Origin of the sequence: Lysobacter sp. Root604, from assembly GCF_001427505.1 — a bacterium.
Taxonomy (GTDB): domain Bacteria; phylum Pseudomonadota; class Gammaproteobacteria; order Xanthomonadales; family Xanthomonadaceae; genus Lysobacter.
The window spans coordinates 225,000-240,086 of sequence record NZ_LMGS01000010.1; the positions used below are offsets into that span (position 1 = coordinate 225,000).

At 68.3% G+C, this 15,087-nt stretch carries 15 protein-coding genes; 4 read left to right on the forward strand and 11 right to left on the reverse strand.

Going from position 1 to position 15,087, the window contains the following annotated elements; translation table 11 throughout:
- Nucleotides 1-14: 14 nt before the first annotated feature.
- The 5 genes from lpdA to ASD69_RS16145 all read right to left on the reverse strand — a co-directional run bounded on the left by lpdA (nucleotide 15) and on the right by ASD69_RS16145 (nucleotide 5,422).
- Nucleotides 15-1,829 carry a dihydrolipoyl dehydrogenase gene (gene lpdA, locus ASD69_RS16125; RefSeq protein WP_056180544.1) on the reverse strand — a complete coding sequence of 605 codons (1,815 nt, stop codon included), beginning with the start codon at nucleotides 1,827-1,829 and terminating at the stop codon, nucleotides 15-17.
- A complete protein-coding gene (locus ASD69_RS16130; protein ID WP_056180546.1) occupies nucleotides 1,816-2,505 on the reverse strand; it encodes a hypothetical protein in 690 nt (229 codons plus the stop codon). The genes lpdA and ASD69_RS16130 overlap by 14 nt, the downstream gene beginning before the upstream one ends.
- A gap of 22 nt (nucleotides 2,506-2,527) precedes the next feature.
- Nucleotides 2,528-3,007 (reverse strand): SgcJ/EcaC family oxidoreductase, encoded by a 480-nt coding sequence (locus tag ASD69_RS16135; RefSeq protein ID WP_056180549.1) that lies wholly within the window; start codon nucleotides 3,005-3,007, stop codon nucleotides 2,528-2,530.
- 26 nt (nucleotides 3,008-3,033) lie between these two features.
- Nucleotides 3,034-4,434, reverse strand: a complete 1,401-nt coding sequence (gene aceF / locus ASD69_RS16140) for a dihydrolipoyllysine-residue acetyltransferase (RefSeq protein ID WP_082576559.1) — start codon at nucleotides 4,432-4,434, stop codon at nucleotides 3,034-3,036.
- 199 nt (nucleotides 4,435-4,633) lie between these two features.
- Nucleotides 4,634-5,422 carry a DUF2884 family protein gene (locus ASD69_RS16145; protein ID WP_056180552.1) on the reverse strand — a complete coding sequence of 263 codons (789 nt, stop codon included), beginning with the start codon at nucleotides 5,420-5,422 and terminating at the stop codon, nucleotides 4,634-4,636.
- A gap of 524 nt (nucleotides 5,423-5,946) precedes the next feature.
- On the opposite strand from ASD69_RS16145, the gene ASD69_RS16150 reads away from it, so the two are divergent.
- A complete protein-coding gene (locus ASD69_RS16150; RefSeq protein WP_056180557.1) occupies nucleotides 5,947-6,591 on the forward strand; it encodes an OmpW family outer membrane protein in 645 nt (214 codons plus the stop codon).
- A 183-nt stretch (nucleotides 6,592-6,774) separates the two neighbouring features.
- Nucleotides 6,775-8,103 carry an amidohydrolase family protein gene (locus ASD69_RS16155; protein ID WP_056180561.1) on the forward strand — a complete coding sequence of 443 codons (1,329 nt, stop codon included), beginning with the start codon at nucleotides 6,775-6,777 and terminating at the stop codon, nucleotides 8,101-8,103.
- A gap of 67 nt (nucleotides 8,104-8,170) precedes the next feature.
- Here the strand turns inward: ASD69_RS16155 and ASD69_RS16160 are convergent, their stop codons facing one another.
- Both ASD69_RS16160 and ASD69_RS16165 read right to left on the reverse strand, forming a co-directional pair.
- A complete protein-coding gene (locus ASD69_RS16160; RefSeq protein ID WP_157499234.1) occupies nucleotides 8,171-9,190 on the reverse strand; it encodes a PD40 domain-containing protein in 1,020 nt (339 codons plus the stop codon).
- Between the two features lie 51 nt (nucleotides 9,191-9,241).
- Entirely contained in the window at nucleotides 9,242-9,676 is a 435-nt protein-coding gene (locus ASD69_RS16165; RefSeq protein ID WP_056180566.1) for a nuclear transport factor 2 family protein, read from the reverse strand.
- A gap of 173 nt (nucleotides 9,677-9,849) precedes the next feature.
- On the opposite strand from ASD69_RS16165, the gene ASD69_RS16170 reads away from it, so the two are divergent.
- Together ASD69_RS16170 and ASD69_RS16175 are read left to right on the forward strand one after the other, a co-directional pair.
- Nucleotides 9,850-10,953, forward strand: coding sequence for a histidine kinase (locus tag ASD69_RS16170; RefSeq protein ID WP_082576560.1), 1,104 nt, complete (start codon nucleotides 9,850-9,852; stop codon nucleotides 10,951-10,953).
- The gene (locus tag ASD69_RS16175) at nucleotides 10,950-11,747 is read left to right on the forward strand and encodes a LytTR family DNA-binding domain-containing protein (RefSeq protein WP_056180570.1); all 798 of its coding nucleotides are present in this window, start codon (nucleotides 10,950-10,952) and stop codon (nucleotides 11,745-11,747) included. Before ASD69_RS16170 ends, ASD69_RS16175 begins: the two co-directional genes overlap by 4 nt.
- A 66-nt stretch (nucleotides 11,748-11,813) precedes the next feature.
- Here ASD69_RS16175 and ASD69_RS16180 read toward each other — a convergent pair whose 3' ends face one another.
- From ASD69_RS16180 to ASD69_RS16195, 4 genes are all read right to left on the reverse strand, one after another.
- Entirely contained in the window at nucleotides 11,814-12,263 is a 450-nt protein-coding gene (locus ASD69_RS16180; protein ID WP_056180573.1) for a DUF1801 domain-containing protein, read from the reverse strand.
- A 223-nt stretch (nucleotides 12,264-12,486) separates the two neighbouring features.
- Nucleotides 12,487-13,356 carry a hypothetical protein gene (locus tag ASD69_RS16185; RefSeq protein WP_056180574.1) on the reverse strand — a complete coding sequence of 290 codons (870 nt, stop codon included), beginning with the start codon at nucleotides 13,354-13,356 and terminating at the stop codon, nucleotides 12,487-12,489.
- 68 nt (nucleotides 13,357-13,424) lie between these two features.
- Complete coding sequence (locus ASD69_RS16190) at nucleotides 13,425-14,309, reverse strand: DMT family transporter (RefSeq protein ID WP_056180577.1); 885 nt, start codon at nucleotides 14,307-14,309, stop codon at nucleotides 13,425-13,427.
- A 110-nt stretch (nucleotides 14,310-14,419) separates the two neighbouring features.
- Complete coding sequence (locus ASD69_RS16195; protein WP_056180581.1) at nucleotides 14,420-14,947, reverse strand: hypothetical protein; 528 nt, start codon at nucleotides 14,945-14,947, stop codon at nucleotides 14,420-14,422.
- Between the last annotated feature and the right edge of the window lie 140 nt (nucleotides 14,948-15,087).

A 15,087-nucleotide genomic window follows, 5' to 3' on the forward strand; every position in this document is an offset into this window, starting at 1 on the left:
ACGGATGGGCGCGATTACGCCTTCTTCTTCGGAATGTAGAGATCCGTGATCGTGCCCTCGTACACCTCCGCCGCCATCGCCACCGACTCGCTGAGCGTCGGATGCGGGTGGATGGTGTGGCCGATGTCGGACGCCTCGCAGCCCATCTCGATGGCCAAGGCCAGCTCCGAGATCAGATCGCCCGCGTGCACGCCGACGATGCCGGCACCGATCACCCGGTGGGTGGCCTCGTCGAAGATCAACTTGGTGAAACCCTCGCTGCGGCCCAGGCCCAACGCGCGCGCGCTCGCGGCCCACGGGAACTTGCCGACGCCGATCTTGAGCCCCTTGGCCTTGGCTTCGGTCTCGGTGACACCGACCCAGGCGATTTCCGGATCGGTGTAGGCCACCGACGGAATCACCCGCGCTACCCATTCCTTCTTCTCGCCGGCGGCGACTTCGGCCGCGAGCTTACCCTCGTGGGTGGCCTTGTGCGCGAGCATCGGATTACCGACCAGGTCGCCGATCGCGAAGATGTGCGGCACGTTGGTGCGCATCTGCCGATCGACCGGAATGAAGCCGCGCTCGGTGACCTGCACGCCGGCCTTGTCGGCGTCCAGCTTGCCGCCGTTGGGTGCGCGGCCCACCGCGACCAGCACGCGATCGAACAGCTGCGCCTCGGGCGCGCTACCGCCCGCGACCGCGGGTTCGAACGACACCTTGAGGCCCTGCTTGCTCGCCTCGGTGCCGGCGGCCTTGACCTTGAGATGCACGGCCACGCCCTGCTTCTTGATGCGATCGGCCAGCGGCTTGACCAGGTCCGGATCCGCGCCCGGCATCAGCTGGTCCATGAACTCGACCACGGTGACTTCGCTGCCCAGGGCGCGATAGACCGTGGCCATTTCCAGGCCGATGATGCCGCCGCCGACGACCAGCAGCTTCTTCGGCACCTCCGCCAGTTCCAGCGCGTCGGTGGAATCCATCACGCGCGGGTCGTCCCAGGGGAAGCCCGGCAGCTTCACCGCCTGCGAACCGGCGGCGATGATGCATTGCTCGAAACGGATCAGCTGAGTGCCGCTCTCGCCCTGCACTTCCAATTCGTTGGGGGAGACGAAACGACCGGTGCCGGTGACCACGCGCACCTTGCGCTGCTTGGCCATGCCGGCCAGGCCCTTGGTGAACTGGCCGACCACCTTGTTCTGCTTGAAATCGCGCAGCTTGCCCAGGTCGATCTTGGGCGTGCCGAAATCCAGGCCGATGTCGGCCGAATGCGAGGTCTCGTCGATCAGCGCGGCCGCGTGCAGCAGGGCCTTGGACGGAATGCAGCCGACGTTGAGGCAGACGCCGCCGAGGGTGGCGTAGCGCTCGACCAGCACCGTATCCAGGCCCAGGTCGGCGGCGCGGAAGGCGGCGGTGTAGCCGCCGGGGCCGGAACCGAGCACCAGCATGCGGCATTCGACGTCGGCCTTGCGGCCGCTGGACGCGGCGGCGCTAGGCGCTGGCGTCGCGGGCGCGGCAGCCACAGCCGGCGCGCTCGGCGCGGGCGCGGCTTCGGCGGCCTTCGCCGGTGCAGGCGCGGCCGCGGCGGGCGCAGCCTTGGCCTCACTTTCGCCCGCGGCTTCCAGTATCGCGATCACGGTGCCTTCGGCGACCTTGTCGCCGAGCTTGACGCTGATCGACTTGATCACGCCGTCGGCCGACGAGGGCACTTCCATCGTCGCCTTGTCCGACTCCAGCGTGACCAGCCCCTGGTCCTTTTTCACCGTATCGCCGACGGCGACCAGCAACTCGATGACCGGTACGTCGTCGTAACCGCCGATATCCGGGACTTTGACTTCAATCGTTGCCATTCGCTACTCCCGCGCTGGCGGCGGCATTGCCGGCCAGCCATTGGTCCAGTTCGTCCAGTTGCGCCGACAGTTCGGTCCAGCGGCGCGCGCGCCGCTCGTTGCCGTCGTCGGTCGCCTTGATCAACAGTTCGCTTTGCCGCATCAGCAGTTCGCCGGCGCCGCACTCGGGCAGCAGGCCGCTCACGCGCATGCCGTCGACCATGAACAGCAGGGTGTCCTCGTCGTGGAAGCCCGCGGCGCGGTCCTCAGGCACGGTCGCGCTCAGCGCGCGCCGCCAGTCGGCGACCATGCGCTTGGCCAGCGCGGCCGGCATCGGCACTTCGGCGACTTCCGGCTCCTGGTCCACGCGCATGCGCAGGGCGCCGCCGCTCCAGGAGGCGACGCGGTCGTCGGCTTCGGCGTAGCGCAGGCGCCAGTCGGCGTCGCCCTCGCCCGGGATCAGCAGCAGACCGCTCTCGGTGCTGTAGCGCGGCAGGGTGGTCAGGCTGAGCGTGGGCGCGGCGCCGGCCGCGAACAGGCGTTCGACCGCGCTGCCGTGGTTCTCGGTCGCCGGCGGCCAGCCTCGGCCGAGCTCGGGTTTGCACTCGTCGGCGGCGCGCGCCAGCGGCGCGGCCAGCAACAGCGCGGTGATCGCTAACGCGAAAGCGGAAACACAGAAGGCGCGGGAGTCGCTCATGAGGCCTGTCGGGATCCTGGGTTCAGGGCGTGGTCGGGGGAATCACGGTGTTCTGGTCGTACACCAGGCGCCAGCCATCGGACTCTTTCGCGAATACCAGGCTGAGCCAGGCCTCGCGTCGGGTCAGGTAGGCGCCGTCGGGCTGCCGGGTCTGCGATTCGTACTTCACCAACGCGACCCCGACATCGCCGAGTTCGCGCACCGAATGGGTCTGGAAACGCATGCGCCAGTCCTGTTCGGCGAACCAGTCGACGTGCAGCTGGCGGAACTGCTCGCGGGTCTCGAGCACCTGACCGTTGGGCAGGATCAGGGTGAGCTTGTCGCCGCGGGTGACCGTCGCCAGCAAGCCGTCGAGGTCGCGCGCGTTGATCGCGGTCAGGTGCGCGTCCAGCGTCGCCGACAGCGACTTGGGCGCTGCCGGCTCGGCGGCGGCGACCGCCGTCGACCACAGGCCGACGGCGAGCAGCAGCCCGATCGCGCAGTGGCGAAGTCGGATCGGCATGATCGCGCCCGGCGCCGCGCGGCCGCTTACAGCAGCACGCGCCGCATATCGCCCAGCAGCTGGCCGAGGTATGCGGTGAAGCGCGCGGCGGCGGCGCCGTCGATGACGCGGTGGTCGTAGGACAGCGACAGCGGCAGGATCAGGCGCGGCGCGAACTGCTTGCCGTCCCAGACCGGCTTGGTCGCCGACTTCGAAACGCCCAGGATCGCGACTTCCGGCGCGTTGACGATCGGGGTGAACGCGGTGCCGCCGATGCCGCCCAGCGAGCTGATCGAGAAGCAGCCGCCGCTCATGTCGGCCGGGCCGAGCTTGCCGTCGCGCGCCTTGGCCGCGAGTTCGCCGGTTTCCTTGGCGATCTGCAGCACGCCCTTCTTGTCGCAGTCGCGCACCACCGGCACGACCAGGCCGTTCGGGGTGTCGGCGGCGAAGCCGATATGGAAGTACTTCTTCAGGGTCAGGTTTTCGCCCGAGGCGTCGAGCGAGGCGTTGAAGGTCGGGTACTTCTGCAGCGCGGCCACGCTGGCCTTCATCAGGAACGCGAGCATGGTCAGCTTGAGGCCGGCCTTCTCGTTCTCCTTGTTGAGCGCCACCCGCAGCGCTTCCAGGTCGGTGATATCGGCATCGTCGTGCTGGGTGACGTGCGGGATCATCGCCCAGTTGCGCGCCAGGTTGGCGCCGGACAGCTTCTGGATGCGCGACAGCGGCTTGGTTTCGGTCTCGCCGAACTTGCTGAAGTCGACCTTGGGCCAGGGCAGCAGGTTGAGGCCGCCGCCGAGCGCGGGCGCGGCGCCCGCGCTGGCCGGCGCGCCACCGCCGCCCTGCATCACGCCCTTGACGAAGGACTGCACGTCCTCCTTGGAAATACGGCCGCCGCGCGCGCTGCCGGCGACGCGCGCCAGATCGACGCCGAGCTCGCGCGCGAACAGGCGCACCGCCGGGCTGGCGTAGGGCACCTTGTCCGGCAGCAGTTCGTCGGCGGTGAAGGCCACCGGCGGAGTACGCGGCGGCATGGCTTCGGGATCGGTGCCGGCACCGGCGCCGGCCAGGGCGACCGGCGCGGCGGGCGCAGCAGCGGCAGGTGCCGGAGCGGGCGCGGCAGCCGGCGCCGGAGCGGCTGGAGTCGGAGCGGCGGGCGCCTCGGCCTTCGGCGCTTCGGCGGCGGCCGGAGCCGCGGCGGCGGCGCCCTCGCTGGGCTCGATCAGGGCGACCACGCTGCCTTCGGCCAGGTTGTCGCCGATCTTGACCTTGAGCTCGCGCACGATGCCGGCGAACGGCGCCGGGACTTCCATGGTGGCCTTGTCGGATTCCAGGGTGACCAGCCCCTGGTCCTGCTGGACCGTGTCGCCGACCGCGACCAGCAATTCGATGACGGGGACGCCGTCGTAGTCGCCGATGTCGGGGACGCGTGCTTCCTTCAGCTCAGCCATGATCGTGGGGCTCCGCAAATGCGCGAAAACCCTATTGTGGCTGCTGGAGCCAGCCACGCCAACCGCGGGCTTTGGCGGCTTGCGCGTACGGGCGGGTACTGGGGCCGCGCGGGCACGCGGCCCGGTCGGGACCGGGCGGGCGCGACCGCGGCATTCGTGCCGAAAGGCAGCGCCGCAGGCGCGTCGAGGCCCGCCGCGCTTACTTCCTGGTCGTGACCTTGCTCCGCTCGGCCTTCGCGGTCATCAGGTTCAAGGGCTTGCCGTCGAGGCGGACTTCCAGCGAATCGTCGATCCGGTCCAGCTCGACCATGCGCCGGCACAGGCCCTCGGCGCGCACTTCCAGCGCATCGGCGCGCGGTTTGACCTTGGCCTCGACCTGGGCGTCCAGGTTCTCCAGGCGCTTGAGCCGGGTCTCGTCGCCGCTGAAGGCCGCGCCGATCGCGCCGCCGACGATGTCGCCGATCAGGCTGGGGATCACCTCGGCCACGGCGTCGCCGATGCCCTCGCCCAAGTCCTTGCCGTTGAAGTGGGTCGGCGTGACCGAGCGCGCCAGGCGCGCGTCGATCTGGGCGCGCGCCTTGTCCATCTTGGCGCGCGCGGCCTTGGGATCGCTGCTGAAGCTGGCCGCGACCTCGCCCAGGGCGGTGAAGGCGATCTCGGCGGCCTCGCGCCCGATCTGCTGGGCCTCGGGCATGGCGGCGCGGGTCTGCTGCTCGAAATCGGCGATGCGGCGGCTGTCGGCCGCGCTCAGGCTCAGCCACTTGTCGTCCACGAACAGCCGGCCCTGGCGCATCACGATCGCCTTGGGGGCGCCGGTGTCGCGGGTGAAGATCACGCTGCGCTCGTTGAGGGTCAGCTCGTAATCGCTCTCGACGTTGCACTCGATCTCCGCGGCCCAGGCGCCGCCGCAGGACAAGGCCAGCAGGGTCAGCGCCAGCAGACGCGGCGCGAGGGAACGGGCGGGACGGATCTGGGCAGGGCGGCGCATCGTCGAACTCCATGTCGGGATGCGGCCATCATGCCGTGCGCGCGGCGGCGCGTCCCCTGCCGGTGGGGAGCGTGACCTTCGTCATGGCGCGGCGGAACGGCGCCCCGACATACGGCAGCGTTCATGGTCGGTTGCAAAGAGCCGCGCGCCGCGATTTCAAGACGATCATCGGTATGCGCGTGAGCGACGGCCTCCATACGGTTCGCGCTTCGGCCGATATTCAGCATCGTCGCGCGTCGCGACTCCTTTCCATACGCAGCCCGCTGCGATGCGCTTTGCGCACAGCCGCGCCATGACCAGCACAGCGTTCGCGGCGTGCTCGTTCAGCCAGGAAGCGCCGCGCTCGGCGGCCCTTTCAAGTTCGGTTCATCACTGCGTGCACCGCCGCGCGACGGCGATCGCGACGCAGCGCGCGCAAAAGTTCCGAGCCGCGCGATCGCGAAACAAGCACGGTTCATGCGCGAAGTTCTAGCCTGCGCACGCCTCCCCCAAGGCTCACAAAAGAAACTTCAGGAGTCCACGCCATGATGCGTTTTCGTCATTTGACCCTCGCCCTGCTGGGCACTCTGGCCGTTGCCCCGGCCGCCTTCGCTCAGGACGCCGATACCGGCACCGCGGCCGGCAAGCGTTTCGCCGTCGTCGGCGGCTATGCCCTGTCCGAACCGACCAAGAACCCGTCGATCGCCGGCGCACGCGCCCAGGCCGACGGCGATGGCGCCGCCACCCTCAGCGCCAGCTACTACATCACCGACAACATCGCGGTCGAAGCCTGGGGCGCGGCCGACAAGTTCGGTCACCGCGTCAACCTCAACGGCGCCAAGGCCGGTAGCGTCGAGGCGCAGCCCTATGCCGTGAGCGGCCAGTACCACTTCGGCGCGCCGGACAAGGTCGTGCGTCCGTTCGTGGGCCTGGGCTACTACGAGTCCAACTACAGCGGCGAGAAGGCCGAGCCGACCGGCGCACTGGCCGGCCAGCGCATCGGCGTGGAAACCGCCAAGGGCGCGATGGCCACCGCCGGCGTCGACCTCAACATCAACCCGACCTGGTTCGCGCGCGCCGATGTGCGCTACCTGCAGGGCAAGTCCGACGCGCGCGTCAACGGCGTCAAGGTCGGCGAGACCGAGTTGAACCCGGTGATCCTGGGCGTCGGCCTGGGTGCGCGCTTCTAAGGCCCGCACCGCCACAAACAGCAACGCAGGCGGGCCCCGGCGACGGGGCCCGCCTTTTTCGTGGGCCGCCGTTGCCCCCCATCCACATCGGCCGCACATCCGCGTCGAAACCGGTCTTGGCGCACTGCTGCGCCCGCGCGGGCGTGGCTACACTCGCAGCTTCCCTCCCAGCCGAGTGCCGCCATGCGTCTACCCGCCCTGCTTGCCCTGCTGTTGCTCGCGCTGCCCGGCGCCGACGCGTACGCGAACGACGCATCCGCCGCACCCAAGCGCATCGCGCTGCGCGCCGCGCGCCTGATCGACACCGCCCACCAGCGCGTGATCGAGCGGCCGCTGGTGCTGATCGAGGGCGAAAAGATCGTCGGCGTGTCCGGCGGCGGCGAGGCCCCAGCGGGGATGGAGCTGATCGACCTGGGCTCGGCCACCCTGTTGCCGGGCTTCATCGACCTGCACGTGCACATCACCGGCGACTCCACCAGCGGCACCGGCAACTATTTCGAGGACATCCTCAAGCGCAGCCCGATCGACGATGCGGTGACCGCGCATCTCTACGCCGAACGCACCCTGCATGCGGGCTTCACCACCGTGCGCAACGTCGGCTCGGGCGAGTACATCGACGTCGCCCTGGCGCGCGCGATCGAGCACGGCAAGCTGCAGGGCCCGCGCATCCTGCCCTCGGGCCTGGCGATCGGCGCCACCGGCGGCCACATCGACGGCAACACCGGCTTCTCGCCGTATCTGGAATTCCACAACGCCAGCGGCGTCGCCGACGGCGTCGAGGCGGTGCGCGCCAAGGTCCGCGACAACGTCAAGCACGGCGCCGAGGTGATCAAGTTCATGGCCGGCGCCGGCGTGCTCAGCGCGGAGGCGTCGGTGGGCGCGCCGCAGTACACCCAGGAAGAGATGAACGCGATCGTCGACGAGTCGCATCGCTGGGGCAAGCGCGTGGCCGCGCACGCCCACGGCGCCGAGGCGATCCGCATGGCGATCCTGGCCGGCGTCGACTCGGTCGAGCACGCCAGTTTCATCGACGACGAGGGCCTGCGCCTGGCCAAGCAGAAAGGCACCTGGCTGGTCATGGACGTCTACAACGACGACTACATCCTCGCCGAGTACGGGCGCCTGGGCTTTCCGCAGCAGATGATCGACAAGGAAAAGCTGGTCGGCCGCACCCAGCGCGAGAACTTCCGCAAAGCCGTGCGCGCGGGCGCGCGCATGGGCTTCGGCACCGATGCCGGCGTCTATCCGCACGGCGACAACCGCAAACAGTTCCCCAAGATGGTCGAATGGGGCATGACGCCGATGCAGGCGCTGCGCGCGGCGACCTCGGATGCCGCCGAACTGCTGGGCTGGTCGGACAAGGTCGGCGCGGTCGAAGCCGGCCGCTACGCCGACCTGGTCGCGGTGAGCGGCGATCCGCTCGCCGACATCCACGCCCTGGACGCGCAGCCCGTGTTCGTGATGAAGGGCGGCGAGGTGGTGGTGCGGGATGCGAAGGTGGTGGCGCCGTAAGACGGCGCCTTCGCGACCGCCGGCGCATTTCGGGAAGGCGGTGCGCTGAACCGCCCTGGGAGTCCGCTCAGCGACTGCAGCGGACGGAGGGCAGAACTCGCCGGGTGGCCTGAATAGCCAATTCGACAGGAGCCACAAAGATGTTGGCTTGCCCGTTCAAGAACGGGGAGGCGTCGTCCGCCTGTGCCGACTTGCGCATGCTCGCGAAGCGCAGCTCCCTGCCATCGGCAGACAACGACGGAGTGAAGTCCATGCCGGGCGCATTGATCGGTGGAGGCAGGCGCACCGCTGCCGACCAGCCATCGCGGGTACGACATGCGGCGAATAGGTCCGCATCCGCGGAATCGCCGCGCAGGCTCCAGAACAGGGCCAAGGCGCCATCCGACGAGAGAGTGAAGTCGCCTTGAATCGCGCCGTTGTTGAACGGCGCTCCCAGCGGCTGGGGGGCATCGAAGCCGCGACCGTCCATACGTGCCCGATAGATCGCCAACTTCGCCGGCCCGCCCTTGCGCGAACTATTGAAGTACAGCCAGCCATCGTGCAGTTCGGGGCCGAGCTCCTCGCCCTCGCTGGCCAACGCCGCAAGGTGCTCGGGCGCGCCGAAACGCGCGCCGTCCAGCGCAACACGCCAGATGTCCAGGCTGGTATTAGGCGTTTCTCCACCGATCGGGCGGTTGGAGACGAAATAGAGCATCCGCCCGTCTGGCGTCAGCCAGGGATCGGAATCGCGATAACGCGGGTCCGAAAACGGCGCCAACGCCACCTTCCCCCAACCGCTGCCCCTGCGTATCGCGAACCACACCCGGCTTTCCTTAAAGTTCGAATCCGAGCGTGCGAATACCATGAGCTTCTGTGCAGCGTCCGTGCTGAGGTTGTAGTCGTTACGCGTGCCCGACAGCCATCCTGCGCCGGCCAGGCGGGCGACATAGGCCTGCGGCAACGGCAAGGTCCGCTCTTCGACCGCGGCGGCGTTCTGTGCCCGAGACGGTGCTGTCGGGTCGGCCGCGGCCGTCGACGGCGGCGCACCATTCATCGGCGTACACGCCGACGCCAGCAGGCAATGCATCATCAGACCGGTAATTCTCACTGCGCACTCCGTGGCATGGGACGACTCACAACGACGCTCACGACGTCGGGATTACCTGGGCTTGGGGTACCAAAGCGCATTCACGATGATCCAGCGCTCCTCGAACTTTCCCATATGGAAGTAGTCGACGAACCATGGCGTCTCCAGCCTCACCGACGCTGCGTTGCCGGTTACATCGAGCACGCGGCAACTGCGATCCCAACGTTCCTTCGGCGTCTTCAGGGCGCCGTTTCGGGTCAGCCCCACCAGCTCTTCCTTCGACATGCGCCGCAGGCCTAGCCGTTCGTACGGGGTATCGCCTATGACCGCGCGCTTGGCGAGGTCCGGATGCAAAGCGCGGGCGACCCGATCCGGATCGCCCGCGAGCTGACCGTCCGCATAATCGAAGCAAGTGGCCTCGATCGCGGCGCGAGTCGCCGGATCGATGTTCGTCGGGCCGGGAGCCACCGCAGCAGCGGCCGCAATAACCAAGGAAAATGCCGACATAGAATCTCTTTCGTCCCAGGGATACCGATCCACCGATTAGGCAGGTACGACGAGAGAAAGTCTCCAGCCGACGCGACGAAGCGTTGCGAAGGCACGCCGAAACGTTTGAGCGCCCGACGCGGCCCCTGGCGCCTTCAAACTGCGCAGGGACTAGTTCATAGTGAGCGCCGCTCATGAAGAACGCCCCGATGAGTTCCATCGTCTTGCCCGATTCGACCGCGGCGACCTCGAAGCGCCTGTTCTGGCCCTTGCAGGTCCTGGGATGGATGGGTTACTTCGTCCTCCATTTCACCGCTGCGATGGGCGACGGCAAGCCGTTGCATTACGTGTACGCCTCGCTATCCGTGACCGCCTGCGGCTTCGCGATCACCAGCCTACTGCGCCTGGGTTATCGACGACTGTGGGGGCTGCCCGTAGCGAAGATGGCGGCAGCGGCGATCGGCTTGCTCGTGCTGGCCACACTCGTGCAGATGAAGCTCTACGTCGCGATCGCTTTCAGCTACTGCGACGACTGTCAACTGCGCAGTGTGTTCGGCTACCTGTGGTACTTCGCCTCAACGCTCTACCTCCTGTTGTCGTGGAGCGCGCTGTATTTCGGAATCAAGTTCGCGCTGCAGCTGCAACAGCAGAAGGAAGCCGCATTGCGCGCGCGTAACGCCGCGCACGCGGCGCAGATCAAGATGCTCCGTTACCAGCTCAACCCGCACTTTCTGTTCAATACCCTCAACGCGATCTCCACCCTCGTGCTGGACGACCAGCGGGATACCGCCTACCGCATGGTCGCGAGCCTGTCGTCGTTCCTGCGCCATTCCCTCGACTCCGATCCCGAGCAGCAGGTGACGCTCACGCAGGAGATTGAGGCGCTAAATCTCTATCTCGGCATCGAACAGGTGCGCTTTGGCGATCGCCTGAACATGACGGTGGATATCGAGCCCGGCGTACGCGACGCGCTGGTGCCGAGCCTGATCCTGCAGCCGCTGATCGAGAACGCGATCAAGCACGCGGTCACCAAACGCGAAGAGGGCGGGTGCATCGAGCTCAGTGCACGGCTCGACGGCGACATGCTCGACTTGCATCTTTGCGATAACGGCCCGGGCTTCGTCGAATCCGACTCGGCTACCAACGGCCACGCGCGCGTCGGCCTGGCCAACACGCGCGAACGGCTGCGCGTGCTGTATGGCGAGCGCAAGCACCTGAGCATTCGCAACCGCGATCCCGAGGGTGTGGACGTGCATATGCGCCTGCCATTCACTGTCGTCCAGGGTGGGCGGCCATGAAGAGGATCCGCACGCTGATCGTCGACGACGAACCCCTGGCCCGCCGGGGATTGGAACTGCGCCTGGGCCGTCACAGCGACATCGAGATCGTCGGCGAGGCCGGCAACGGTCGCCAGGCCTTCTACGCCATCTCCAGTTTGCGCCCGCAGCTGATGTTTCTCGACGTCCAGATGCCCGGCATCGACGGCTTCGATCTGCTGCGCATGGTGCCCGCCACTCAGATTCCGTTGACGGTGTTCGTCACGGCTTACGATCACTACGCCTCTGCCGCGTTCGCCGCGAGCGCGCTGGACTACCTGCTCAAGCCGGTCGACGACGCGCGCCTGGACGAATCGGTCGAGCGGGCGCGCGGGCGCCTGGCCGCGCGCGAGACCGGGGACCACTACGAACGCTTACTCAAGTTCATCGCGACCCTGCCCGGCGCGCAACGCGCGAAGATCGAGGGCTTGCTCGGGGATGAAGCCGTTCCCGCTGGCCGCACCTTGACGATCCGGGACGGCGCCCGGCTGTTGCGCATCGAACTCGACTCGATACGCTGGGTCGACGCGGCCGGCGACTACATGTGCCTGCATGCGGGCGAGCAGACCCACGTACTGCGCGGCACGATGCAAGAGCTGGAGCAACGCCTGGACCCGCGGAAATTCGCACGCATCCATCGCTCCACCATCGTCAATCTGGCACGGGTCCAAGAGATGCGCCCACACGTCAACGGCGAGTATTTTCTCAGGCTCGACTCGGGGCATGAGCTGAAGCTGTCACGCAGCTATCGGGACAAGATCAAGCTGCTCACCTGACACGCCGACCCGCTTCGAACGTCGCCCGCCAACAAGCGGCCAAGAACGATCCCGTCTGCTGGCCCCTCAAGCCTTGCGACGGCTCGCCTCGTACAAGGCGATGTACGCCTCCACCGAAGTCGATGCCACGATCGCGCCGATCTCGTCCTGCAGCAGGCCGTCCAGCGATTTGAAGCGCAGACAGCTCTTGCCCAGGTCGAGCTTGAGGCCTGCACGCGCATAGGCCTCGCGCAGGCGCAGCTCGCGTTCGGAGTCGGCGTAGACGCCATTGAGGTAGAGGGAGTAGGCGTTCTTCTGCGCCGCCAGCGCGACGTAGCACAGCGGCTGTCCGTTGTAGGTCTTGGGATAGCGCGCGAGCGGGATGTTCCAGGCGATCATGCCGTAGGCCATTTCCTCGACGTAGCCGGCCGGCAGCTGCGCATTGACCAGATCGCGCACCGCCGCGACCACCGCGCGCCTTTCGGGCGCGAGGTCGGCCAGGTAGGCCGCGACCGTCTTGGCGGCGCTGCCGGCCATCAGCTCGCGCGCCCCGGGCGCGTACGCATGCCCGCGTGCCGCGGACTTGAAAGCGGCGCCTCACGGAGCGAAACGAGATCCAGGCGCATGACGGCGGCGTTCGGCGACGAGATACGGCGGACGCTACGCCGATCGCGCCACGCCGTCATGGCGCGGTGCGGCGAAAGCTGGCGGCAGGCGCGCCCCCCATCTCCGCGCCCGCCGCCATTGAACCCTCGCGGCCTCAGTCGCCGATGATGCGCAGGCCGAAGTAGAGCGAGGCCGATTCCACGTATTGCGCGTTGCCGCTGATGTTCATGCGCACGGTGGTCGGCTTCTTGAAGAACTCCTTGATCTGGGCGTCGCTGAGCCCGTAGTTATCGGCCAGCGACTTGCGGCTGATGAAGCCGGCGATGCACACCGCAGAATCGCGCGTGCGTTCGGTGAACGCCACGCCCGGTGCCAGGGGCACCTCGAACATTTCCGACGAGGTCAGGCCGGTCAGCAGCTTGCCGTTGAACGGCAGACCGGTGGTCGGGTCGATCAGGCCCGGCGTGGCCAGGACCGGATTTTCCACCGTCAACGTCGGCGAATAGCGGAACCGGGCCACCACCGGGCTCGCGGTCGGATTGGCGTAGCGCACGGTCAGCACCGGCGACAACCAGTAGCACAGCAAGGACTGGGTGGATTTGCCGGGCAGCGTGATGCGGCCCAGGTCCTCGAACGCGAACGAGGTGAATGCCGGCGCCGGATTGAGCACCTTGCAGCCCGCCTCCGGGTCGGCGCTGGGGCAAGTGTCGGTGAGCTCGACCGCCATGTCGGCCAAACCCAGCCAACGCAGGTTGCGGCCGAAGGAGTCGCTGTCGCCGACGTCCTCGTCGGTGACCGCGGCGGCGGCCAGCGAGATCGGCGCGGCGGCCTTGGCGGCGCTGAGCGAGAGCTTGCGCTGACGGCTGCTGGCGGGAATGTCCGCGCCCTGCTTCACCGGTTCCAATACCACCTGATCGGCCGGGCCCTTGTAGGCCCAGACCGTCGCGGCCGCCACCGCGCTGAGGAGCAGCAGCGCGACCGCTGCGCGCTTGCCGGTGACGGAGTTCGTCCTGAACGTTTTCATGAAGCCTGCCTGTGTGTGGAGACAGACAGGCAAACGCGATGCGAGGCTGGGCCCGGCCAGAGCCCGGTTCAGGGATGTTCGGATTCGGCGTGCGCACGCTCGCGACGCAGCAGATACAAGCCGCTGGCGACGATGATCGCCGCGCCCAGCCAGGTGATCGCATCCGGCAGCACGCCCCACAGACTGAGGTCGAGCAGCACGCCCCAGACCAGGGCGGTGTATTCCAGCGGCGCGATCAGCGAGGCCTCGCCGAGGCGGAAGGCCTCGGTGATCGCATACTGACCCAGACCGCCGGCGACGCCGACGCCGAGGATCAGCCACAGGTCCGCGCTGCGGATCGCGACCCAATCCGGCCAGGCCAGCGCGCCGGCGCCGAGCGCGAGCATCGCCATCAGCCAGACCATCATCGACTGGGTGCTGTCGGTGCGCGCGAGCAGGCGTACGGTGATCGCGCTGACCGCGTAGGCCAGGGCCGCGCCCAGCACCGCCAGCGAGGCCAGGCTCAGCATGCCCTCGCCGGTGGGACGCAGCAGCACCAGCACGCCGATCAGACCGACCGCGATGGCGATCCAGCGGCGCGGACCGACGCGTTCGCCCAGCAGCGGCACCGACATCGCGGTGATCAGCAGCGGCGCGACGAAGAAGACCGAGTACGCGGTCGACAAGGGCAGGCTGCGCAGCGCGTACACGAACGCCGCCATCATGCCGATGCCGAGCACGCCGCGCAGCAGATGCAGGGACCAACGCACGCGCAGCAGCGCCGCCGGGCCCACCGTGGCCAGGGCCCAGGCCAGCACGAACGGCAGCGAAGCCGCGCCGCGCAAGGAGGCGACCTGGAACGGCGGGTAGCGCGCGCTGAGCAGCTTGAGGCCGGCGTCCATCATCGCGAACAAACCGACCGCGGCCAGCATGCTCAAGGCCGCGCGCGTCTGGCGTTTGCGATCGGCGCTCATGCGGCCGTGCCGCCGCGCGCGGCGGTGAAAAGGAAATCGCGAGTCATGTCCACAGCCGGGGGAGGCGAAGCCGCATCTTGCCGGCAATCGCGGCCGCCGTCATGGGCCGATCAGGTCAGGCGCCGGCAGCGTCGACGCAATCCGAAGGCGTAGCTCAGGTAATACCCCAGCATCATGCCGCCGACCGCGAGCAGGCTGCCCTGCCGCGACAGCCAGGCGTCGCGCGCGTCCTGCTGTCCCCACAGGTGCAGCGCCTGCACCAGGCCGAAACCCAGACGCGCGGCGACGATCAAGGTCAGGGCCAGCACCAGCCAACGGTTGGGCGTGTAATACAAGGCGCCGGGCTCGGACTCGAAGCGGGTCAGGGCCAGCCCGGCCACGCCCAGCAGCAGACCCAGCGCCACGCCGGCCGCGGCGTAGACGCTGGCGTCGGCGATCCAGTGGCCGACGATCCAGGCGCTGAAGAAGAACAGCAACAGCGAGACGAAGGTCGCCCCCAGGTTCAAGGAGATCGTCCAGCCGATCGCGCGCCGGCGCGATTTGCCGTAGCGGTAGCGCTGGATCAGCGCCACCGGCAGCAGCAGGGCGCCGAGCAGGACCATGAGCAGGACGAGCAAGGGGATCAGCAACAGTTGCATGCGGGCCAGCTTAGACGATGAGGCGCGGTCGGGCCGCCAGCCGAAGCGCCGCCGCCCCGCTGTGGGAGCGGCGTGAGCCGCGATCAGGCTTGCATCGACCGACGTGGCTCGACCGCCGCTTCCACGGAAAGCGAAACGAC